Origin of the sequence: Halolamina pelagica (genome assembly GCF_001307315.1) — an archaeon.
Taxonomy (GTDB): Archaea; Halobacteriota; Halobacteria; order Halobacteriales; family Haloferacaceae; genus Halolamina; species Halolamina pelagica_B.
The window spans coordinates 866,401-888,770 of record NZ_LGUC01000001.1 but is presented as its reverse complement, the minus strand read 5'-3'; the positions used below and the strand labels follow the sequence as shown (position 1 = coordinate 888,770).

The window sequence follows — 22,370 nt, the reverse complement described above, 5'->3', positions numbered from 1 at the left end:
GGCCCGCGGGCCGCCGTCGGCGAGCCGTCGAACGGCAGCCATATCCGGATCCGCGCCGTGCTCCCGGCAATGGCGACCCACGACGCGACGTGGCGCTACCGTGATCGCTTCGGCGACCGGTACGGCCGCACCTACTTCCGGCGGTTCGGCCCCGGCGTCGTCTCCTCTATCGGCGCCGGTAGCTACCGGGGCGAGCCGACCCGCGCCGTCGACGACCGCCACCGCGAGGCGCTGGTCACGGCGCTGGAGAACGGCTGTAACGTGCTCGACACCGCGCCGGACTACCGGGCCGGCCGCGCCGAGGGCGTCGTCGGCGACGCGCTCGCGGCCGCCGACGTGGGCCGCGACGCGGTGCTGCTCGCGACCAAAGGGGGGTTCGTCCCGTTCGACGGCGAGCGCCCCGCCGACCCCTCGGTGTACGTCCGCGAGCAGTTCCTCGAACCCGGGCTCGTCGACCCGGCGGACCTCGCTCACGGGAGCCACGCGATGACGCCCGCGTTCCTCGAGGCGATGCTCGAGCGGTCGCTGGACGCGCTGGGCGTCGACGCGGTCGACTGCTACTACGTCCACAGCCCGGAGACCCAGCTGGCCGCGCGATCCCGGGAGGCGGTGTACAACCAGCTTCAGGCCGCCTTCGAGTACCTAGAACGCGAGATCGACCGCGGCCGGATCGGCCGCTACGGCGTCGCATCCTGGGAGGCGTTCCGGGTGGCGCCCGATCACGACCGGCACCTCTCGCTCGCGCGGGTGCTCGACCACGCTCGGGCAGCCGCCGAGTCGGTCGGCCGCGATGCCGACGACCACGGGCTCGCGGCGCTTCAGCTCCCGTTCAACGTCCACATGGCCGACGCGTTCACCAGCGCCCACCACGAGGACCCCGAGAGCGGCGAGGCGGTGAGCGCACTCGAGTTCGCCCACCGCGAGGGGCTGTCCGTGTTCGCGAGTTCGGCGCTGATGGGCGGCGATCTCGTCGAGGGGCTCCCACCCGACATTTCGGCGGAGCTGGCGGGCGACAGCCCGGCCCAGCGGGCGATCAACTTCGCCCGGTCGGCGCCGGCGGTGGTGGCCGCGATCGTGGGAATGGGCCGGCCAGCGACCGTCCGGGAGGATCTGGCCGCCGGCACGTTCGATCCCCTCGGCGCGTCGGCGTTCGACGCGGTGTTCGAGTAGCCGGCGGGCGTCGCCGAGCCGACTCGTCGCCGACCCGAACGGTTTTCCACGCGAGTCCGTAACGCCTCCCCATGGCAGACGATAGCGAAGACGACGGGGAGGTTGTCGCCGAGGCGACGGCGGAACAGGACGCCGACGAGGAATCCACCCGCGAGATCCAGCTCATCGAGGACGAGAGCGGCTTCTGGACGCTGGTCGACTCCGAGCGCGGCGCCATCGGCGACGCGCCGACGAAGGCTGCCGGGCTCCACCTGATGGAGCAGGTGCTCGAGGAGATGGACGACGTGACGATCCCCGACGTCGAGCCCGAGGAGCCGAGCGAACGGCCGGACCGCGACCCGAAGCTCCCGCCCGAGCCGTCGATGCCGGACGATACCGAGTGACACGATTGCGCTGCGGATGGCGGTAACCCCCGGCCGTCCGGAACCTTCTTTATCTGTAGACCGGACTTTTCCATTGATGGGAGTACTCTGGCTCGACGACGTTCGCGCCGCGGACCTGGAGACGGTCGGCGGGAAGGGCGCTTCCCTCGGTGAACTCACTGGGGCGGGGCTTCCCGTGCCGCCGGGATTCGTGGTCACGGCAGGGACGTATCGGGCGTTCATCGAGGAGGCTGGCATCGACGAGGAACTGTTCGCAGCGATGGACGTGGACCCCGAGGACTCCGCCGCCCTCAAGGCGGCTTCCGAGACGGCCCACGAGCTGATTCTCGAGACGCCGTTCCCCGAGGAGGTGCGCGAGGAGATCCTCGCCGCCTACGACGACCTGGGCAACGGCGAGGCGTTCGTCGCCGTCCGCTCCTCGGCGACCGCCGAGGACCTGCCCGACGCGTCGTTCGCGGGCCAGCAGGAGACGTTCCTCAACGTCACCGAGGAGGCCCTGCTCGAACGCGTCAAGGAGTGCTGGGCGTCGCTGTTCTCTCAGCGCGCCATCTACTACCGCGAGCGCAAGGACTTCCCGCACGACGCCGTCGACATCGCCGTCGTCGTCCAGCAGATGGTCGACGCCGAGAAGTCCGGCGTGATGTTCACCTCCCACCCCTCGACGGGCGAGCCGCGCCTGATCATCGAGGCCGCGTGGGGGCTGGGCGAGGCGGTCGTCTCGGGCACGGTCTCCCCGGACAACTACGTCTACGACCGAACCAGCGACTCCGTCGAGGAGGTGACCGTCGCCGACAAGAAGGTCAAGATGGTCAAGGACGCCGAGACCGGCGAGACCGTCGAGGAGTCGGTGTCGGAGGATCGGCGGAACGAGCGCGTGCTCTCCGACGACGAGATCGAGGCACTCGTCGAACTCGGCGAGCGCGTCGAGGACCACTACGACGAGCCACAGGACGTGGAGTGGGCGGTCGCCGACGGCGAGATCTACATGCTCCAGTCGCGGCCGATCACCACGATCGACGACGCCGACGCGGATCTGGAGGAGGAACGCGAGACCGAGACCGAGAACGAGGGCGACGTGATCCTCCGCGGGCTCGGCGCCTCGCCGGGCGTCGTTTCGGGTGAGGTCCGTGTCGTCACCCAGCTCGACCAGCTCGACAAGGTCGGCGACGGCGACGTGCTCGTCACCGAGATGACGATGCCCGACATGGTGCCCGCGATGAAGCGGGCCGCCGGCATCGTCACCGACGAGGGCGGGATGACCAGCCACGCGGCGATCGTCTCCCGCGAACTCGGCGTGCCCGCGGTGGTCGGCACCGGCAGCGGCTCCCGCGAGCTCGTCGACGATCAGGTCGTCACCATCGACGGCGACCGCGGCACCGTCATCGAGGGGCGCACCGAGCCAGCCGAGCCGGACCACGAACCCGTCGAGGAGGTCCGGCCCAAGACGCCGGTCAAGCCCATGACCGCGACCGAGGTGAAAGTCAACGTCTCCATCCCCGAGGCGGCCGAGCGCGCGGCCGCGACGGGCGCCGACGGCGTCGGCCTGCTCCGGATGGAGCATATGGTGCTCACGCTGGGCAAAACCCCGAGCGCTACATCGAGGAGGAGGGCGGCGAGGCCTACCAGGACCAGCTGGTCGACGGGATCCAGGGCGTCGCTGAGGAGTTCTACCCCCGCCCCGTGCGCGTCCGCACCCTCGACGCCCCGACTGACGAGTTCCGGTCGATGGAGGGCGGCGAGGACGAGCCGAACGAACACAACCCGATGCTCGGCTGGCGCGGCATCCGTCGCAGCCTCGCCAAGCCCGGCGTGTTCCAGCACGAACTGGCGGCGTTCCGGAAGCTGTACGAGATGGGCTACGACAACGTCGAGCTCATGCTCCCGCTCGTCAACGACGCCGACGACGTGATCGAGGCGAAGCGGCTGATGGAGGAGGCCGACATCGACACCGAGAAGCGCAACTGGGGCGTGATGATCGAGACGCCCGCGAGCGCGCTGTGTGTCGAGGAGATGGCCGAGCAGGGCATCGACTTCGCCTCCTTCGGGACGAACGACCTGACCCAGTACACGCTGGCGGTCGACCGCAACAACGAGCACGTCGCCGACCGGTTCGACGAGCTCCACCCCGCGGTGCTCGAACTCATCGCCGAGACCATCGAGACCTGCCGCGAGCACGACGTCGACACGTCGATCTGCGGCCAGGCCGGCTCCAAGCCGGAGATGGTGAACTTCCTCGTCGAGAAGGGGATCTCCAGCATCTCCGCGAACATCGACGCCGTGCGCGATGTCCAACACGAGGTCAAGCGCGTGGAACAGCAGCTGATCCTGGACTCGGTCCGCTGAGGCGAGCAACGGGCCCGCCCCGTTTCGTGGAGCGGTACCGACCAGCGCCTTTTTGCGATGTCACCGTCGTGAGCGGCTCGATACCCCAAGCGCTGACGCAAGCCGGCACGGCGCGTCACGACCACTGCGCCCGCCTTCTCAGAGCCAGCCGTTGTCGACGGCGCCGACGAGTTCGGAGCCGGCGGCGCGCCAGTCCTCGCTCGCGCGCTCGTACAGCGCCCGGGCCCGCTCGGTCGCCGCCGTGACCGCCGCCTCCGGGTCGGCGTCGACGAACGCTCGGTCACGCACGAGCGGTTCGCCGGCGACGAACACGTCCCGGACCTCCCTGCCCGTGGTCGAGTAGACGAGGTTCGGAACCGCCGTGTGCAGCGGCGACTCGACGGCCGGCGCGGTCGAGAGCCGGTCGGTCCCGACGACGAGGAAGTCCGCGCGGCTGCCTGCTTCGAGCGTGCCCACCTCGTCGGCAATCCCCAGCGCCTCGGCGCCGCCGACGGTTCCGAGTCGCAGGGCTTCGGCCGCGGTCAGCGCCGTCGGATCGGTGTGCTCGACTTTCGAGAGCGTCGCCGCGGTCCGCGCCTCGCGGAACATCGAGTGATGCCCCGGCCCCGGGGCCTGATCCGTCCCGATCCCGACCGCGGCGCCGTACTCCCGGAACGCCGCCACTGGGGGGACGATCCCGTCGATGGCCGCGATCGAGGAGGGACAGCCGAGCATCGCGGCGCCGCCCTCGGCCAGCCGCCGGCGCTCGTCGGGGCTCGCCCCGTGACAGTGGACGGCGACCAGCGCGTCGTCGACGATCCCGAGATCGTCGAGTACCGAGACGGTCGACTCCGCCGCGCCGTAGCGCTCCTCGATCTGGATCGCCTCGCGCTCGCCCTGTGCGGTGTGGAGGTGGAGTTTCGCGTCGCGCTCGTGGGCGTGCGCCTGCACCGTCTGGAGTAGCTCGGCCGACACCATATCCAGCGCCTGCGGGCCGTACGCCGGCGTCACGAGCGGGTCGTCGCCGAACTGCTCGAACAGCCGGTCCGCCCGAGCCAGCGCACGGTCGCCCTGCTCGCGATCGAACGGGTACAGCTCTCTCGGGCCGAGATCGTCGCGCTCGTCGGGCACCTCGTTGATGGTCTCGACGGCGACCACGTCGACACCGAGGGGCTGGTACACCTGCTCGACGAGCGTCCCGACTTCGCTCGCGTACTCGGCGATCGTCGTCGCGCCGCCACGGATCGCCTCCAGCACGCCCAGCCGAGTGCCGGCGGCGCGGTCAGCCTCGTCGGCGTGGGCCGACAGTGGGCCGAGCGCGCGGTTCATCCACTCGATCTCGGGGACGTCCTGGGCGCCCCCGCGGAGGAGGGTGTGAGCCATGTGGGCGTGTGCATTCACCAGGCCCGGCATGACCACCGCGTCGGACGCGTCGACCACTTCGGCGGCGTCGTTCGGCTCCGGCCCCTCGGCCGCCGGGCCGACGTAGCTGATCCGGCCGTCCGTGACGGCGAGCGCCCCCGAATCGACGATACCCAGCCGATCGCCTCGCATCGTGAGCAGCGTCCCACCGGTGACGAGCGTGTCCATGGGGGTGGCTGGGCGGGACAGCGCTTGAAGCTTCGGCGGGCACGGACGCCGCTACCCAGTAGCTTTTCCGAGTTCACCCGTTGGAGACGGTATGTCCGAATCCGACGGCGTCGTCGACGCCGATGCGGCGGCCGACGCCGACGCTGCCGAAGTGGTCGTGTTCAGCGACTACGTCTGCCCGTTCTGTTACCTGGGTCGTGCCTCGCTGGAACTGTATCGGGAGGGCCGCGACGCGCCGCTCTCCGTCGAGTGGCACCCGTTCGACCTCCGGGGGTACAAACGCGACGAGCACCGCGAGATCGAGTCCGACGTCGACGACGGGAAGGACGACGACTACTTCGAGCAGGTCCGGGAGAACGTCGAACGGCTCAGCGAGGAGTACGGCGTCGACGCCGACATCGACGCGGTGCCCGAGACGGACTCCTGGAACGCCCAGCAGGCCGCGTTCTACGTCCGCGAGGAACAGCCCGAGCAGTTCGAGGCGTTCGACGACGCGCTGTTCGCGGCGTACTGGGACGATCACCGCGACATCGGCGACCCCGACGTGATCGCCGACGCCGCGGCGTCGGTCGGCCTCGACGCCGAGTCAGTCCGGGAGGCCGCGACCGACGAGGCGTGGGCCAACCGACTCGAAGCGCAGTTCGAGGACGCCCGTGATCGTGGCGTCACGGGCGTCCCCACCTTCGCCGCCGACGGCCACGCCGCCCGCGGCGCGGTCCCCCAGAACAGCTCGAACGCCTGATCGAGGGCGGGAACTGAGTCACACCCACGAAACACTTATACCTCGACTGTGTTCCTTTTCGTGTCGCGATGCCGACCCGGTTCGGGGTAGGGGCCAGCCGGGATGGCACCGCGGCGGTGCGCGCATCGCCGTGCGGTCGGCCAGACGTGGCCGGTCACCCACGGCGGTTTATCGGCGAGACGGGAAAACGCGAGCAGAGCGAGCGGTAAACCGTCTCGGAAGCGAACGGGGAGTGAAACGACCCGCCAGCCACGGGTGGGCGAAACCGTGAGCGCGGGCGACCCGCAGGGCTTTAGCCACCGACACACCGAGAGAGTGCCATGTCGCAGGGTATCGTCGAAGAGTTCCTCTCTCTGAAGGCCGAGACCGACGCGGATCTGCTGTTGATGCAGTGTGGCGACTTCTACGAACTGTTCGCCGACGACGCCGAGGTCGTCGCCGACGAACTCGACCTGACCATCTCCCAGAAGTCCTCCCACGGCTCCTCCTACCCGATGGCGGGCGTCCCGCTCTCGGAGCTCACCCCTACCTGACCGCGCTGGTCGAACGCGGCTACCGCGTCGCGGTGGCCGACCAGTTCGACGCCGAGGACGGCTCGAAGTACCGCGAGATCACCCGGCTGGCCTCCCCGGTACGCTCGTGGAGACGACCGACGACGACGCGCAGTACCTCGCGGCGGTCGTCGAAGCCCCCGCCGGGCGCGGCGAGCGCGAGTACGGGCTCGCGTTCGCGGACATCACCACGGGCCGCTTCCTCGTGACGGCCGTCGACGGCGCGGACGCCGCGAGCGCCGAACTGTACCGGTTCGCGCCCACCGAACTCCTGCCGGGCCCCGACGTTCGGAACGACGATTCGCTGCTCTCGCGGCTCCAGGAACGCCTCGACGCCACCCACACGCTCCGGCCGAGCGACGAGTTCGGCCCCGGCCGGGCACGGCACCGCGTTCGGGAGCGCTTCGGCGAGTCCACGCTTTCGAGCATCGGGCTCGACGAGGACTCCCCCGCCGTGCAGGCCGCGGGTGCCGTCTTGGCCTACGTCGAGGACACTGGTCTCGGCGTCTCGGCGGCGATGAGCCGCCTCCAGCACTACCGCCCCGACGACCACCTCGACCTCGACGCGACCACCCAGCGCAACCTCGAACTCGTTGAGACGATGCAGGGCGGGAGCGACGGCTCGCTGTTCGACACCATCGACGCCACCGTTTCCTCGCCCGGCCGGCGCCTGCTCCGGGAGTGGATCACCCGCCCGCGGCGTGACCGTGATCTGCTCGCCCGCCGCCACGACGCCGTCGAGTCGCTCGCTTCGGCCGCGCTCGCTCGGGAGGCGCTCCGGGACTGTCTCGACGACGCCTACGACCTCGAACGGCTCGCCTCCCGTGCTGCGTCTGGCTCCGCGGACGCCGGCGACCTGCTCGCGGTCGAGAACACGCTCGCCGTTCTCCCGGCGCTCGAGGACGCTATCGACGGCACCGAACTGGCGCACTCGCCGTTGCCGGACGTGCTCGACAGGCCGGATCGGGGCGCCGCAGCCGACCTGCGTGACGAGCTCGACGCGGCGCTCCGCGAGGACCCACCGAAGACGGTCACACAGGGCGGCATCTTCCGCGAGGGGTACGACGCCGAGCTCGACGAGCTCATCGAGCGTCACGAGGAGTTGGAACGGTTCCTCGACACGCTCGCCGACCGCGAGAAGCGCCGACACGGCCTCTCACACGTCACGGTCGACCGGAACAAGACCGACGGCTACTACATCCAGGTCGGCAAGAGCGTCGCCGACCAGGTGCCCGAACACTACCGCGAGGTGAAGACGCTCAAGAACTCCAAACGGTTCGTCACCGAGGAGCTGGAGGAGAAAGAGCGCGAGATCATGCGCGTCGAGGAGGCCCGCGGCGAGCTGGAGTACGAGCTGTTCGAGGAACTTCGCGAGCACGTCGCCGACCACGCAACCCTCCTGCAGGACGCCGGGCGCGCCATCGCCGAGGTCGACGCGCTGGCCTCGCTGGCGGACCACGCCGCACGCAACGACTGGACCCGCCCCGAGCTCACCGACGGCGACGCTCTCCACGTCGAGGCCGGCCGGCACCCGGTAGTCGAGACGACCACCGAGTTCGTCCCGAACGATCTCCACCTCGACCGCGACCGGCGGTTCCTGATCGTCACCGGGCCGAACATGAGCGGGAAGTCGACGTACATGCGCCAGGCCGCCCTGATCACCCTGCTCGCGCAGGCCGGGAGCTTCGTCCCCGCACGCTCGGCGACGGTGGGCCTCGTCGACGGCATCTACACCCGCGTCGGCGCGCTGGACGAACTCGCACAGGGGCGCTCGACGTTCATGGTCGAGATGCAGGAGCTCTCGAACATCCTCCACTCCGCGACCGAGGACTCGCTGGTGATCCTCGACGAGGTGGGCCGCGGGACGGCGACCTACGACGGCATCTCGATCGCCTGGGCCGCCACGGAGTATCTCCACAACGAGGTGCGGGCGAAGACGCTCTTTGCCACGCACTACCACGAGCTCACGACGCTCGCGGACCATCTCGACGGCGTCGAGAACGTCCACGTCGCCGTCGACGGCGAACCCGGCGAGGAGAACGACGTGACGTTCCTCCGCACCGTTCGCGACGGGCCGACCGATCGCTCCTACGGGATCCACGTGGCCGATCTCGCCGGGGTGCCCGACCCGGTGGTCGATCGTGCGGGCGGCGTACTCGACCGACTCCGCGAGGAGAAAGCCATCGAGGCTCGCGGCTCCGGCGGCGACGGCGAGACGAAACAGGCGGTGTTCGACCTGAGTTCGGGCAGCTTCGCCGGCGGCCCGACCGAGCCATCGCAGCCTGCCGCCGACGCGACGGAAGCCGTCGGTGACGGTGGCGGGGCGGGCGTCGACGGCCACGGGGAGGGGCCGGACCCCGATGCCGCCGCGGTGCTGGACGAACTCGACGAGACGAACGTCGCCGAGATATCGCCGGTCGAGTTGATGCAGCGCGTCGAGGAGTGGCAGTCGCGGCTGAACGAATGAGCCGAGCGCATCGTTCTTTGCGACGCGGCCTGTGGGTCCGCGCATGAACCGAGCGCAGCGAGTCGAGGCGGGGGGTCGACGGTGAGCCGGCAGTTCGCCGTCACCCAGAAGGCGGTGCTGTTCGGCCCCGAGCGGCGCCTGCTGTTGCTGGAGAACGAGGCCGGCGTTTGGGAGCTCCCTGGCGGCCAGCTTCACACGGGCGAACAGCCGGTCCCTGGGCTGCAACGGGCGATCCGGGAGACGACCGGGCTCGACGCGAGCGTCGACGGCCCGATCCTGAACTCCGCGTGGGAGATCGACGAGGGCGGCGCCTTCGCCGCGGTGTACCGCGCCCGGAGCCCGACCGAGCAGGCGACGCTCGCGGGCGATCACGTCCGGGCGGTCTGGCTCGCCCCCGACGAGGCGCTCGAGCGCGACCTGAACAGCACCCAGAAGCGGGCGATCGAACTGGCGGGGGACTCCTGAGCATGGCCGGACACGACGCGGACGACACCGAGACGCCGCGTATCACGGCGCTCGACGAGGCGACCGTCCAGCGCATCGCCGCCGGCGAGGTGGTCGAGCGCCCCGCCTCCGTGGTGAAGGAACTGGTCGAGAACGCCATCGACGCCGACGCGTCCCGCGTTTCGGTGGCGGTCGACCGCGGCGGCAAGGACGGGATCCGCGTCCGGGACGACGGCGTCGGGATGACCGCCGACGAACTCGACCTCGCGGTTCGGGACCACCACACCTCGAAGATCGGCGACATCGGCGACCTCGAGGCCGGGGTCGGGACGCTCGGCTTCCGTGGCGAAGCGCTCGCAGCCATCGGTGCGGTCTCGCGGTTGACCGTGCGCTCGAAGCCCCGCGGCGGCGAGATGGGCCACGAGCTCACCGTCGAGGGCGGCGACATCGGCGAGCCCGAGCCGGCCGGCTGCCCCGCCGGCACGGTCGTCGAGGTCGCGGAGCTGTTCCACAACGTCCCCGCCCGCCGGAAATTCCTCAAGACCGACGCGACGGAGTTCGACCACGTCAACACCGTCGTCACGCAGTACGCGCTGGCTAACCCTGGCGTCGCCGTCTCGCTGGAGCACGACGACCGGGAGGTGTTCGCCACCGACGGCACCGGAAACCTTCGGTCGACGGTGCTCTCGGTGTACGGCCGCGAGGTCGCGGAGTCGATGGTCGACGTCGAGTGGTCCGCCGACGAGGACGATGCGCCCGTCCACTCCGTGCAGGGACTCGTCTCCCACCCCGAGACGACCCGCGCCGGCCGGGAGTACCTCTCGACGTTCGTCAACGATCGCTACGTCACCGCGTCGACGCTCAGGGAGGCGGTGCTCGACGCCTACGGCGGCCAACTGGCGCCGGATCGCTACCCGTTCGCGGTGCTGTTCGTCGAACTCGACCCCGCGACCGTCGACGTGAACGTCCACCCCCGGAAGCTGGAGGTCCGCTTCGACGACGAGCAGGGGGTTCGCGAGTCGGTCACCGAGGCCGTCAAGGAGGCGCTGCTCGCGGAGGGGTTGATCCGCAGCTCCGCCCCTCGCGGGCGCTCGCAGGCCGACGAGACCCCGGTCCGCCCCGGAACCGACGACGAGGCGGTCGTCGGCGGCGCCGACACGCGCCACGAGGAAGCCAGCGGCGCCGCCGAACGCCGGACGGAGCGACGCGGCGGCGTCCGCAGGGGTCGGGGCTCGACGGGGCGGACGGGTCGGCCACCGACGCGTCGACGGCGGACGCCCCGCCCGACGCTGGGGTCCGAAACGACGCCGATTCGGCCTCGACAGAGATCGACGACTGGGGCACTGAGTCGGGACCGGACGCACCCGACCCGCAGGCAGGCGGCGGAGACGACGCCGACGACTGGTCGGTCGACCTCTCCGGCGGGTCGAGCGCGTCGTCGACGGGGGAGTCGGCGCCCGGCGGCGGCGGCGGGAGCGTCGAGGCCGACAGCCCCGACGCGGAGCGCTCGCGCGGGTCCGCGCGCGACGGCGCGAGCGACCGCGAGGCCGACCCGGCGCCGACGACCGACTCCCGGGACGCGGCGTCGGACCGCGGCCACTCGTTCTCGACGGCGACCCAGCAGGCTCTCGGCGGCGGCACCGCCGAGGCCGGCGGCGAGTTCGACTCGCTGCCGACGCTGCGGGTGCTTGGCCAACTGCAGGACACCTACGTCGTCGCCGAGACCGACGACGGCCTGGTGCTGATCGACCAGCACGCCGCCGACGAACGCGTGAACTACGAGCGCCTCCAGCGGGAGTTCGCCGACGGGATGGCGAGTCAGGCGCTGGCGACGCCGGTCGAGCTCGAACTCACCGCCCGGGAGGCCGAACTGTTCGCGAGCCACGCCGACGCGCTGGCGGAGATCGGGTTCGAGGCCGAGCGTGAGGGGGACCGGCGGGTCGCGGTCACGGCCGTCCCGGCGGTGTTCGACGCGACGCTCGATCCCGAACTGCTCCGGGACGCGCTCTCGGCGTTCGTTGCCGAGGGGGACGGCGAGGCGGCCGTCGACGACGCCGTCGACGACCTGCTGGGGGATCTCGCGTGCTACCCGTCGGTGACGGGGAACACCTCGCTCACCGAGGGCTCCGTGAGTGAACTGCTGTCGGCGCTTGACGACTGTGAGAACCCCTACGCCTGCCCGCACGGCCGCCCCGTGATCGTGGAGATCTCCGGCGAGGAGATCGGGGATCGGTTCGAGCGCGACTACCCGGGGCACGGGGATCGTCGCCGGGAGTAGTCGCCGGGCGTGGCTACTCGGCCGGCGCCAACACGTCGCTCAACTGCTCGGCAACCAACGCCCCGAGTTCAGCTTTGCTCCCGGTGAACGCAACGTACCCCTCGCCCCGGACCAGCAGCACCCGCGTCTCGTCGTCGCCCATCACGCTCGCGTCGTTCGCGACGACGAAGGAGAGCCCCGCACGGTCCAGGATCCCCGCGCCTTCTCGACCAGTTCCTCGTCGTCGGCGCCCGTCTCGGCTTTGAACCCGACGATCGGGAGGGACGGGTGGGCCTCGCGGACGCCGTCGATGAGTTTCGGCGCCGGTTCCAGGGTCAGCGTGCGCGCCTCGCCGGACTTGATCTTCGTGTCGGCGGCGTCGACGGTGAAGTCCGAGATGGCCGCCGCGGAGATCAGGGCGTCGGCGCGGTCGTCGACCGCTGCGAGCACCGCATCGCGCATCTCCGCCGCCCGTTCGGCCCGCCGGACGTGGGCGTAGGGAACGTCCTCGCCATCGTGGACGAGCGTCACGTCGGCGCCGCGGACGTAGCAGCCCCTCGCGATCGCGCGACCCGTCTTCCCCGACGCGCGGTTCGTGATGGTCCGAATCGGGTCGATCGGCTCGCTGGTCGCGCCCGCGGTGACGACGACGTGCTCGCCGGCCAGGGGGTCCGGCGTCGTCGCCCGGGCGACCTCGGTGACGATGGCCTCCTCGGTGGCGATCTTCGCTTTCCCCTCCTCGATCCGCGGATCGACGAACCCGACGCCCCACGACTCGACGCGGTCGATCGCGTCCAGCACGCCGGGATGGTCGTACATCGGTTCGTGCATCGCGGGGGCGACGACGACCGGCACGCCCGCGCCGATGGCGGTCGTCGCCGTCGTCGTCACCGGGGAGTCGTCGACCGCGGCGGCGATCTTCCCGACCGTGTTGGCGGTACAGGGCGCGATCAGGAGCACGTCCGCCCAGCCCTCGCGGCCGCAGAGCTCGACGTGCTCGACACGCCCGGTGAGGTCGGTGATGGGCTCGTTGTCGGTCGCGAACTCGACGGCCCACGGGTGGACGATCCCCTGTGCGCTCTCGGTCAGCACGCCGCGGACCTCGGCGCCCCGGCGGCGGAGCTCGTGGGCGAGCTCCACGACCTTCACCGCGGCGATGCTGCCGGTGACCCCGAGCGCGACGTTGACGCCTTCGAGCATCGACTGACCGATCGAACGCCGCGGGCTTAAACACCCGCCGCACCTACCCGACCCCGTGTGCACGCTGACGCTCGCCTGGCAGGTGTTCGAGGACGCGCCCGTCGTCGTCGCGGCGAACCGTGACGAGCAGCGAGACCGCCCCTCCGAGCCGCCGGCGCTGATCGAAGAATCCCCCGCCGTCGTCGCCCCGCGGGACGCGAAAGCCGGCGGCACGTGGCAGGGGTACAACGAGTCGGGGCTGTTCGTGGGCGTGACCAACCGCTGGACCGACGCCGACCTCGCGGGCGAGCGCTCGCGGGGCCTGCTCGTGCGCGACGCGCTGCGGGAGCCGTCCGCGGAGGCGGCGGTCCGGCTGGTCGAAGACGCCGTCGAGGAGAACGAGTACGCGGGGTTCAACCTCGTGCTCGCCGACGAGACCGCCGCGTTCCTGCTGGAGTGGGACGGCCGCCTGCTGGTCCGCCAGCTGGAGCCGGGCGTCCACGTCGTCGTCAACGTCGGCGCCAGCGACGCGCCGGCGATCCCCGCGTCGGCCGCCGAACGCGGGCAGGAACAGGCCACGGACGCCGCCGCGGTTCGAACCGCGCTACTGCCCGAGCCCGACGAGTCGAGCGACGCGTGGCTCGACCGCGCTGCGGGCGTACTCGGCGACCACGAGTTCGGCGTCTGCGTCCACGAGAACGGCTACGGCACGGTCTCCTCGTCGCTCATCGGGATCGGCGCCGGTGCTGACGACGACGGGGCTGCCGTCGGCGATGTCCGGTTCGAGTTCGCGGATGGGCCGCCCTGTGAGACTCCCTTCGACGCCGTCGACGCGACGCTCGACCGCACGGACTGAGAGGACCCAAAAACCCGAGCGTTTCCGCCCGCGGAGTGTACTGCGCGGAGATTATCGCCGGATGGCCGCGCCGGCCACGGCGCCGACGGCGACGCCCGCCGCAAAGCCCGCAGCCGCGACGCGGCGACGCCGCGCCGCCACCTCCGCGGGGAAGTACTCCTCGGTCAGGTCGAGCGTTCGCTCGGCGAGCTGGTGGCGCGCCGCCGCGGCCTCCTCGCTCTCGGCGGCACGGGCCCGAAGCGCCGCAAACCGGGCGCGGAGCTGCTCGGTCGCGATGTCGGCGTCGACGGTTCGGCCGCCCACGTACTGCTGAATCTGGCTGCGTTCCATACCCACTCTCCGCTGTCAGTAGAGATAACTGTTGCGTGCGGAAGGACAGAACAGCGCACGGCCCGCTGTCGGCCGATCCCGGGGAATCAGAGCGGGAACCGCGCGACGGTCTCGTGTTCGGCGCCGTCCTCGCGGCGGATCGAGCGTGTCAATCGGAGCTCCTCGGCGGTGAAGCGGCCGACAGTCGGGTCGGCGTTCCGGAGGCGGTCCTGGACGAGATCCTTCCCACGGGCGTCGTTCATCCGGGCGAGCGTGACGTGTGGCGTGAACTCGTTGTCCGCCGCGGCGAAGCCGCGATCGGTGGTCGCCGCCTCGAGTGCGCCGGCGAGGTCGCGGAGCGCGGCCGCGCCGTCGTCGACGCCGGCCCAGACCACCGAGATGTACTCCGTCGAAGGGAACGCGCCGAGTCCCCCGACCTCGACTTCGAACGGACCCTGATCGGCCGCGTCGACCGCGGCCGCGCCGGCGAGTTTCGCGTCGTCGACGCTCGGCTCGTCGCCGTCTGCCGCCGCCGCGGTCGGCGTCTCCCCGAGGAACTTCATCGTCAGGTGGGCCTGTGCGGGGTCGGTGAAGCTGAGCCCCGCGGCGTCGGCGAGATCGGCCTGGACCGCGGCGATCGGCTCGTGGAGTGCTTCGGGCAGGTCGATGGCGAAAAAGAGGCGCATACGCGGCGACACGCGCCCGCGGCGACTAAGCGTTGGGGCCGGACGCGTAACCCTTACCCCCGACGACGACGAATCGCGGGTAATGACTGATAACCCCCGTGAGGACCGAGACCACCAGTTCTCGGAGGGGCAGGGACTCCCCGACGAGTTCGAGGAGTTCGACATCGACCCGCCCGAACTGAAAGTCGACCCCGACCAGGTCGACCCCGTGGACAGCAGGGTGCTGTCGGACCTGCTCGACGAGCGAAACATCCCGAAAGACGAGGTGGACACCGACCAGCTCATCGACGTCGGCGTCTCCTACACGAAGATCAACCGCTTCGAGGAGGCGACCGAAACGTTCGAGCGCGCCGCCAAGTTCGCCGAGGACCCGCGCACGGAGCAGGAGGCCTGGGTGAACAAGGGCGCCGCCCACGCCGAACTCGAGGAGTACGACGCGGCGATCGGCGCGTACAAGGAGGCGATCGACATCGACGACGACTCCGAGCACGCCGCGACCGCGGAGACGAACCTCGCCTACGCGCTCTGGGAGTTCGGCCAGAGCGAGGAGGCGCTGCGCCACGCCGAGAACGCCGTCGAGATCGACCCGCGGTTCGCGCAAGCCTGGTACAACCGCGGCTTCTTCATGCTCGAACGCGGGCTCGCCGAGGACGCCGTCGACTGCTTCGAGAACGCCCAACGCCTCGGGATGTCCAACCCCGAAGTACTCGAGGAGAAGGTCCGCGCCCTCGAGGAGGTCGGCCGCGAGGAGGAGGCCGAAGAAGTCCGCCAGCGCGCCGAGGAGCTCCGCGAGGCGGCCGAGCAGGAGATGATCGATCAGCACTGATGCTGCTCCGCGAACGAGAGACCGAACGCGGCCTGCTTGTCTCGGTCTGTGACGCCGACCTGGTGGGGCAGACGTTCGAGAACGGGCAGGTCTCCATCACCGTCTCGGAGTCGTTCTACGCCGGCGAGAGCGCCGTCGACGCCGACGCCGACGCTGTGATCGACGGCCTGCGGCGCGCGTCGGTGGCCAACCTGGTCGGCGAGGAGTGTGTCGGCGTCGCCGTCGAGGCCGGGATCATCGACGAAGGGGCCGTGTTGGAGATCGGCGAGACCCGGCACGCGCAGTTGCTGCAGATCCAGTAGCCCGTCCCCGACCGACCGCCACTGCCTCCTGGTCGCCGTCACGACGAGCGGGGTGATCAGAGTTCGGCGGTGACGTGTTCCCAGACCACACACCAGTCTTCGGTCGCGACGTACCCTTCGACCTTTGCACAGGCGCCCCAGCCGTCGCCGTTCTTGTCCGGGATGTACTCCGCACAGTTGCCGCAGGACTGGCCGGGCTGGGCGAGTCCGTCCGCGATGGCGTCGACGGACTCCATGAGCCGAACGTCCGCCTGGGTCTGGAGGTTCTCGGGGTCGCGTGTTTCGCCGGTCTGTGAATCCGCGGTCCGGTACTCTTCGGGGACCTCGGCGGTCGGGAGGTCGGATTCGGACATCCCTTCGGGCACTTCGGGCTCTGGCAGCGATTCGTAGATCGTACACCAGTCCGCCCCGTCGATGTAGCCGTCGACCTCCGCGCACGCGCCGAACGCGTCGCCGTTCTTGTCCGGGATGAAGTCGCCGCAGTTCGCACAGCAGGTCCCCGGTTGGTGGGCGTCGTTCTCCCGTGCCTCCTCGTACTCGGCGAACCCGACGTCGGCTTTCGCGTTCAAGTTGTCCGGATCGCGTTGCTCGTTCCCGAGCGAGGTCGCCGACAGGTACACCTCGGGAACGGGTCCGTTCTCGAACTCCTCTTCGGAGACGCCTTCCGGGCGTTCCTCCGCATCCCCGTCCTCCTCCGTCTCGGTTGGCTCTTCGGTCTCCGCTGGCTCTTCTGTCTCTGTTGGCTCCCCCGTCGTTTCCGTCGTCCCGGCCTGGTCGTCTGGGCCGCCCCACACCCACTCAGCGCCGCTAACCCGACGGTAGCGACGAGGTAGTGCCGGCGCTCCCACATGTCGTAGCTCGATTCTCCGTCGCCCAACGAACCCCGTCGTGACATATCGATCGAGTTTCGAACCAGTCCCGGATTGTTAAGCGGAGCTTTCTGAGCCCCGGTCGTCGATGAATTCTGCACTGTTGCTGTGGTGAGCTAGCGTCTCTGCCTCGAATCGCCGTCTGAGCGCTGATCTGGTCGGGTCGCCAGCGTCTCCACCCCTACCGAAGGGGTGTTGGTTCTCCAGCCCCTCCCTTCGATAATGACTGTATCCGACGCGACCGGCCTCGACGTGGAGGCCATCCGGGAGGATTTCCCGATCCTCGACCGGCAGATCGGCGGCGACGTGACCGCCCCCGGCCCGGACGAGACCGACGACACGCCGCTGTACTACCTCGACAACGCCGCGACCAGCCACACGCCGCGGCAGGTCGTCGAGGCGATGACCGAGTACTACTACGAGTACAACTCGAACGTCCACCGCGGCATCCACAGCCTGAGCCAGGAGGCCTCCGTCGCTTACGAGGAGGCCCACGACCGGGTCGCCGCGTTCGTCGGCGCCGACGGCCGCGAGGAGATCGTCTTCACCAAGAACACCACCGAGGCGTTCAACCTCGTCGCCTACACGTGGGGGCTGACCGAACTCGAGCCCGGCGAGAACGTCGTCACCACGCAGATGGAGCACCACGCCTCGCTGGTCACGTGGCAGCAGCTCTGTGAAAAACAGGGCGCGGAGGTGCGCTACGTCGAGATCGACGAGGACGGGCACCTCGACATGGACGACCTCCGGTCGAAAGTCGACGACGACACCGCGATGGTCAGCACGGTCCACGTCTCGAACACGCTCGGGACGGTCAACCCCGTCGCCGAGATCACCGAGATCGCCCACGAGCACGACGCGCTCTCCTTCGTCGACGGCGCGCAGGCGGTGCCGACCCGCCCGGTCGACGTGGGCGCCATCGACGCCGACTTCTACGCCTTCTCGGGCCACAAGATGCTGGGCCCGACGGGGATCGGCGTGCTCTACGGCAAGGAACGGCTCTTGGAGGCGCTCCCGCCGTTCCTCGTCGGCGGCGCGATGATCCGCCGCGTCGAGTTCGAGGGCGCGACGTGGGAGGATCTGCCCTGGAAGTTCGAGGCCGGCACGCCGCCGATCGCGGAGGCGGTCGGGCTCACTGCGGCGATCGACTATCTCGAGGAGGTGGGGATGGCGGCGATCGAGCGGCACGAGTCCGAACTCGCCCGCTACGCCTACGACCGACTGGCCGAGTTCGACGACATCGAGATCTACGGCCCCCGCGAGGAGCGCGGCGGGCTCGTGGGGTTCAACCTCGACTCCGTCCACGCTCACGACCTCTCCTCGATCCTCGACGACCACGGGGTCGCAGTCCGCGCGGGCGACCACTGTACCCAGCCGCTGCACGACGTGCTGGGCGTCCCGGCGTCGACGCGCGCCTCGTTCTACCTCTACAACACGCGCGAAGAGATCGACGAACTGATCGACGCCGTCGACACCGCCCGCCAACTGTTCGCCTGAGCCGCCGTCGACGAACACGTCGGCCCGGGTGCCGCCCCCGGAACCCTTTTCCGGCGAAACCGCCTGTTTCGAGGCATGAGTGGCTCGGACATGTACCGGCAGCAGATCCTCGATCACTACAAGAATCCGCGCAACTACGGGGAGATGCCGGACCCGGACTTCTCGCACGTGGGAGAGAATCCCTCCTGTGGGGACACGATCAAGGTCGACGTGAAGCTGGCCGACGACGACGAGACGATCGAGGAGATTTCGTTCACCGGCGACGGCTGCGCCATCTCGCAGGCGGCGGCGTCGCTGCTCACCAAGAAACTCCCCGGCAAGAGCATCGAGGAGCTGCAGGCGATGGACACCGACGACATCACCGAGATGCTCGGCGTCGAGATCTCGCCGATGCGGATCAAGTGTGCCGTGCTGGCCCGGCAGGTCGCCCAGGACGGCGCGAAGCTCTATCGCGGCGAACTCGACGAGAAGGAGCGGACGATCACCGAAGAGTAGTCAGTATCGCGATTGATTCTGGGCGGGCGCTAGCGACTCCGTGTGGCGGTACGTTTTTGAAACACCGTCTCATCTGCGATAACGAATGGCCTCGGACGAGATCCTCGAGGTGCTCGGGAACAAGTACAACCCGGAGATCCTCGACGCGGCGAGCGAGCCGAAATCCGCACAGGAGCTCTCGGACCAGCTCGACGTGCCGATTGCGACCTGCTACCGCCGCATCGACGAGCTGACCGATGCGGACCTGCTGGAGCTCCACGACCGCCCGCTCTCTGAGGAGCACCGCCGGATCAAGGTGTACCGTCGCTGCATCGACGAGATCACTATCGACTTTCGGGAGGAGCTCAGCGTCGAACTCGAGCAGCGCTCGGACGTGACCAACAAGCTCGACGAGGTCTGGCGCCGGATGTCACAGGGCCAGAGCTAGAACCCCGGCTGCTCCTCGCTGCCCATCATCGAGAAGCCGCCGGCCCGCTCGTAGACGGTGATCCCCCCTCGCCGATCTCCATGGGGAAGATGTCGGTGTTGATGTCCTGTTTGCGCATCTTCGCGACCCAGATGTAGCGGTTCACGCCGTTGTCCGTCGGCGTCTGGATGAAGTAGATGTTGCCGTCCGTGAGGAAGTTCTCCAGGCCGATCTCGGTTTCGGGGAACACCGCCCCCTGTTCGTTGATCAACAGCGAGGTGAGCCCGTTCTTCTTGAGGATGTCCGAGAACTTCAGCAGGTACGTGCGGTTCTCGGTCTCGTCGTCGAAGAAGAGGCTGAACATCGTCAGGGAGTCGAGCACCAGCCGGTCGTACGTGGTGCCGGCGAAGTCCTGCAGGAGGCGGTCGATCGCGGTGTTGAAGTCCTCCTCCCGGAGCATCGTCGACTTGTCGTACACCTTGATGTCGCCGTTGTCGACTAGTTCGCCCCACTCCTCGAACCCGACCGACTCCGCGGCCTGCCGGATGTCCTCGGCGTTCTCCTCGAAAGAGATGTAGATCCCTCGTTCGTCGAACTCCCTCACCCCGTTGTAGAGGTACTGGATGCCGAAGATGCTCTTGCCGGTCCCGGGGTTGCCGCTGACCAGCACCGTCGAGTTATCGACGATACCGCCGTTGAGAATCGCGTCGAGACCGTCGACCCCGGTCTCGGTAACGTCGACCATGGATAGCGTGACGTAGCGTCGCGGAGGGAATTAAGCCCACCGGGTCTGTCACGGTTCCGACGGCTCGTTGCGGGACACGCAGCAGACGAATCACGCTGTCACAGCGGGAAACGCCGGAGAATCCGGCACTGCGTGGGGACGATGCGGTCGTGACGGTACTGTTAACTGTTGGCAGCCGAACTGTTGCCACTATGACCGAGGCGGGGCCCGATCCGGGGGAGACAGGTCGCACCGACGAGCGGGCAGACACGAACCGGGTGTTGATCGTCGAGGACGAGCCCGACGTGGCCGACCTCTACCAGACCACCGTCGAGTCGGCGGGGTACGACGTCGACGTCGCAAACAGCGTCGGCGACGGCGCCGACCGGCTATCCGCGGCGTACGACATCGCGCTCCTGGATCGACGACTCCCGGACGGCCACGGGGAGGAGCTGCTGGCGACGATTCGTGAGCGGGAACTCGACATCCGCGTCGGGATGGTGACCGCGGTTGAACCCGACTTCGACATCGTCGAGATGGGGTTCGACCTCTACGTGCTCAAGCCGCTCTCCCAGAACGAGCTCCTCGACGCCGTCGAGCGCCTCGGCACCCGAAGCCAGTACGACGACCACCTCCAGCGAACCGCGGCGCTGGCCTCGAAGCGGGCGACGCTGGAGGCCGAGAAACCCCGCGAGGCGCTCGAACGGAACGAGAAGTATCAGCAGCTGACCGCGGAGCTCGCGGAGCTCGACGCCGAACTCGAGCGCATCACCGAGCAGTTCGACACGCAGGATTACCGACGGCTGTTCGAAGACATCGGCGCCTAGCCCAGCTGTTCGCCGACGATTCGGTCCGCCTCTTCCACGAACGCGTCCCGTTTCTCTCGGGGGATGGTCGCCCCCGCCGCCACGTCGTGGCCACCGCCGCCGCCCCGACCGCCGCGGCGGCCTCGGACATCACGACAGAGAGATCCAGCCCGTCGCTGACGAGGAACCCACTCCCCCGCCCGGACACTTTGAGCTCTTCGTCGTTCTCCTGGGCGAACGCGATGATCGGCTGGTCGCGTCGTACCCCTCCGCGCCCAGCGCCATCCCGGCGATGATGCCGACGATGGTCTCGCGGATCCGCGTGCCCGCGTCGAACCACTGGAGATGCTCCGCCTGCTCGACGCCCTCCGTCTTCACCCACTCCAGCCCCTCCGAGAGGTTCCGCCGATGGGTGCGCAGGAGCGTCCGAGCCTCCTCGAGTGCCTCGTCGCGGTAGCCCAGACAGACCGCCAGCCCCACGTCCGCCCGTTCGTAGCGAGCGGTCGCGTTCAGCACGGTCGAGAACTCGCTCACGTCCCGGAGTTCGGTGCCGACCTCCTCCGCGGAGAGCGTGTACGTCGTCGTCGTCACGCCGTTGACGCGCTCCGGGGGACGCCCCGCGAGATCGCGTGGCGCATCAGCGCGCTGGCGACGGTCTGGCGCTCCTCGAAGGAGAGATCCACCCAGCGCCGCCAGTCGCCGTCGACTTTCAGGTCCACGTCCAACTCCGAGAGGAACCGGATCGACCCCTGTTCGTCGCCGGAGATCCCGGGGATTCGGAGCTCGCTGGCGTACTCGAGCAGCTTCGGGAGTGGGCGGGTCTGGCGACCGTACAGCGAGATGTCCGTCACTTCCTCGATCACGCCGGCGTCGACGCCCTCGGCGACGACCCCCTCGTTCGCCCCCCGCAGGCCGCCGTCGGTGTCCTGCATGTCCCCGACGGCGCCGACCACCGCCAGCGCCGCGAGGTCGCGGTTGTCGACGCCGTCACGCTCCATCGCGCGGGCGAGCACGTACGTCGCCCCCGCGCCGGAGAGTTCCGCGGCGCCGTCGATGCCGAACAGAAGCGGGTTGAGGTGGTGCTCGATCTCCGGCGGCTCCTCGCCGTCCTCCCCGGTCGCCGGCTGGTGGTGGTCGGCGACGACGGCGTCGAACTCGCCGGCGCGGTGGTGGGGGACGATCTCGTCGAGCTGGCCGCTGCCGAAGTCCGTAAACAGCGCGACCTCGTGGTCGGTGGCGGCGATGCGGTCGATCGCGGCGGCGTCCAACTGCTTCTCGAACGTGGTCTCGAAGGGGATCCCCGCCCGCTCCAGCGCGGTGGCGGCGATGGCGCCGCTGGTGAGGCCGTCGGCGTCGATGTGGGAGGCGAGCACGACGGAGTCGGCAGCCAGCACGCGCTCGGCGCAGGCGCTCGCGCGGTCGGCCATCGCGGGGACGGGGTCGCTCATCGCTCTGGTGGAACTGGGGGCGGCGTGTGGTAAAAAATCTC

At 69.6% G+C, this 22,370-nt stretch carries 15 protein-coding genes and 6 pseudogenes; 14 read left to right on the top strand and 7 right to left on the bottom strand.

Annotation, left to right across the window (positions count from 1 at the left end; translation table 11 throughout):
- The first annotated feature begins 69 nt into the window (after nucleotides 1-69).
- From SY89_RS04685 to ppsA, 3 genes and pseudogenes are all read left to right on the top strand, one after another.
- Nucleotides 70-1,170, top strand: a complete 1,101-nt coding sequence (locus SY89_RS04685; RefSeq protein WP_054583340.1) for an aldo/keto reductase — start codon at nucleotides 70-72, stop codon at nucleotides 1,168-1,170.
- A 71-nt stretch (nucleotides 1,171-1,241) separates the two neighbouring features.
- Complete coding sequence (locus SY89_RS04680; protein WP_054583339.1) at nucleotides 1,242-1,553, top strand: hypothetical protein; 312 nt, start codon at nucleotides 1,242-1,244, stop codon at nucleotides 1,551-1,553.
- A gap of 76 nt (nucleotides 1,554-1,629) precedes the next feature.
- A pseudogene (gene ppsA, locus SY89_RS04675) lies at nucleotides 1,630-3,896 on the top strand (phosphoenolpyruvate synthase).
- A 138-nt stretch (nucleotides 3,897-4,034) separates the two neighbouring features.
- On the opposite strand, the gene SY89_RS04670 reads toward ppsA, so the two are convergent.
- Nucleotides 4,035-5,465 (bottom strand): amidohydrolase family protein, encoded by a 1,431-nt coding sequence (locus tag SY89_RS04670; protein ID WP_054583338.1) that lies wholly within the window; start codon nucleotides 5,463-5,465, stop codon nucleotides 4,035-4,037.
- Between the two features lie 91 nt (nucleotides 5,466-5,556).
- On the opposite strand from SY89_RS04670, the gene SY89_RS04665 reads away from it, so the two are divergent.
- The 4 genes and pseudogenes from SY89_RS04665 (at nucleotide 5,557) to mutL (ending at nucleotide 11,947) form a co-directional block, all read left to right on the top strand.
- Complete coding sequence (locus SY89_RS04665) at nucleotides 5,557-6,207, top strand: DsbA family oxidoreductase (RefSeq protein WP_394325729.1); 651 nt, start codon at nucleotides 5,557-5,559, stop codon at nucleotides 6,205-6,207.
- Between the two features lie 320 nt (nucleotides 6,208-6,527).
- Nucleotides 6,528-9,225: pseudogene (mutS, locus tag SY89_RS04660) on the top strand (DNA mismatch repair protein MutS).
- 81 nt (nucleotides 9,226-9,306) lie between these two features.
- Complete coding sequence (locus tag SY89_RS04655) at nucleotides 9,307-9,690, top strand: NUDIX domain-containing protein (RefSeq protein WP_054583337.1); 384 nt, start codon at nucleotides 9,307-9,309, stop codon at nucleotides 9,688-9,690.
- 2 nt (nucleotides 9,691-9,692) lie between these two features.
- A pseudogene (gene mutL, locus SY89_RS04650) lies at nucleotides 9,693-11,947 on the top strand (DNA mismatch repair endonuclease MutL).
- 13 nt (nucleotides 11,948-11,960) lie between these two features.
- Here the strand turns inward: mutL and coaBC are convergent.
- Nucleotides 11,961-13,126, bottom strand: a pseudogene (coaBC, locus tag SY89_RS04645) (bifunctional phosphopantothenoylcysteine decarboxylase/phosphopantothenate--cysteine ligase CoaBC).
- A gap of 55 nt (nucleotides 13,127-13,181) precedes the next feature.
- Here coaBC and SY89_RS04640 point away from each other — a divergent pair.
- On the top strand, nucleotides 13,182-13,961 hold the full coding sequence (locus SY89_RS04640) for an NRDE family protein (RefSeq protein WP_054583336.1): 780 nt from the start codon (nucleotides 13,182-13,184) through the stop codon (nucleotides 13,959-13,961).
- 51 nt (nucleotides 13,962-14,012) lie between these two features.
- Here the strand turns inward: SY89_RS04640 and SY89_RS04635 are convergent, their stop codons facing one another.
- On the bottom strand, nucleotides 14,013-14,291 hold the full coding sequence (locus SY89_RS04635) for a hypothetical protein (RefSeq protein WP_054583335.1): 279 nt from the start codon (nucleotides 14,289-14,291) through the stop codon (nucleotides 14,013-14,015).
- 86 nt (nucleotides 14,292-14,377) lie between these two features.
- A complete protein-coding gene (gene thpR, locus SY89_RS04630) occupies nucleotides 14,378-14,956 on the bottom strand; it encodes an RNA 2',3'-cyclic phosphodiesterase (RefSeq protein ID WP_054583334.1) in 579 nt (192 codons plus the stop codon).
- Between the two features lie 82 nt (nucleotides 14,957-15,038).
- Here thpR and SY89_RS04625 point away from each other — a divergent pair, with 82 nt between their 5' ends.
- Both SY89_RS04625 and SY89_RS04620 read left to right on the top strand, forming a co-directional pair.
- Nucleotides 15,039-15,782 carry a tetratricopeptide repeat protein gene (locus tag SY89_RS04625; RefSeq protein WP_054583333.1) on the top strand — a complete coding sequence of 248 codons (744 nt, stop codon included), beginning with the start codon at nucleotides 15,039-15,041 and terminating at the stop codon, nucleotides 15,780-15,782.
- On the top strand, nucleotides 15,782-16,084 hold the full coding sequence (locus SY89_RS04620; protein ID WP_054583332.1) for a DUF424 domain-containing protein: 303 nt from the start codon (nucleotides 15,782-15,784) through the stop codon (nucleotides 16,082-16,084). The genes SY89_RS04625 and SY89_RS04620 overlap by 1 nt, the downstream gene beginning before the upstream one ends.
- Before the next feature lie 56 nt (nucleotides 16,085-16,140).
- On the opposite strand, the gene SY89_RS15735 is transcribed toward SY89_RS04620, so the two are convergent.
- Complete coding sequence (locus tag SY89_RS15735) at nucleotides 16,141-16,878, bottom strand: high-potential iron-sulfur protein (RefSeq protein WP_080506596.1); 738 nt, start codon at nucleotides 16,876-16,878, stop codon at nucleotides 16,141-16,143.
- Between the two features lie 297 nt (nucleotides 16,879-17,175).
- On the opposite strand from SY89_RS15735, the gene SY89_RS04610 reads away from it, so the two are divergent.
- The 3 genes from SY89_RS04610 (at nucleotide 17,176) to SY89_RS04600 (ending at nucleotide 19,372) form a co-directional block, all read left to right on the top strand.
- Nucleotides 17,176-18,450, top strand: coding sequence for an aminotransferase class V-fold PLP-dependent enzyme (locus tag SY89_RS04610; RefSeq protein ID WP_054583331.1), 1,275 nt, complete (start codon nucleotides 17,176-17,178; stop codon nucleotides 18,448-18,450).
- A 75-nt stretch (nucleotides 18,451-18,525) separates the two neighbouring features.
- A complete protein-coding gene (gene sufU / locus SY89_RS04605) occupies nucleotides 18,526-18,945 on the top strand; it encodes a Fe-S cluster assembly sulfur transfer protein SufU (protein WP_054583330.1) in 420 nt (139 codons plus the stop codon).
- Nucleotides 18,946-19,030: 85 nt separating this feature from the next.
- On the top strand, nucleotides 19,031-19,372 hold the full coding sequence (locus SY89_RS04600; RefSeq protein WP_054583329.1) for a winged helix-turn-helix domain-containing protein: 342 nt from the start codon (nucleotides 19,031-19,033) through the stop codon (nucleotides 19,370-19,372).
- On the opposite strand, the pseudogene SY89_RS04595 reads toward SY89_RS04600, so the two are convergent.
- A pseudogene (locus SY89_RS04595) lies at nucleotides 19,369-20,096 on the bottom strand (RAD55 family ATPase). The gene SY89_RS04600 and the pseudogene SY89_RS04595 overlap by 4 nt on opposite strands.
- Before the next feature lie 191 nt (nucleotides 20,097-20,287).
- Between SY89_RS04595 and SY89_RS04590 the strand changes: the two are divergent.
- Nucleotides 20,288-20,902: a HalX domain-containing protein gene (locus SY89_RS04590; RefSeq protein ID WP_080506595.1), complete on the top strand. Its 615-nt coding sequence runs from the start codon at nucleotides 20,288-20,290 to the stop codon at nucleotides 20,900-20,902.
- Here the strand turns inward: SY89_RS04590 and SY89_RS17100 are convergent.
- Nucleotides 20,899-22,329 (bottom strand): annotated as a pseudogene (locus SY89_RS17100) (DHHA1 domain-containing protein). The gene SY89_RS04590 and the pseudogene SY89_RS17100 sit on opposite strands and share 4 nt — an antisense overlap.
- Between the last annotated feature and the right edge of the window lie 41 nt (nucleotides 22,330-22,370).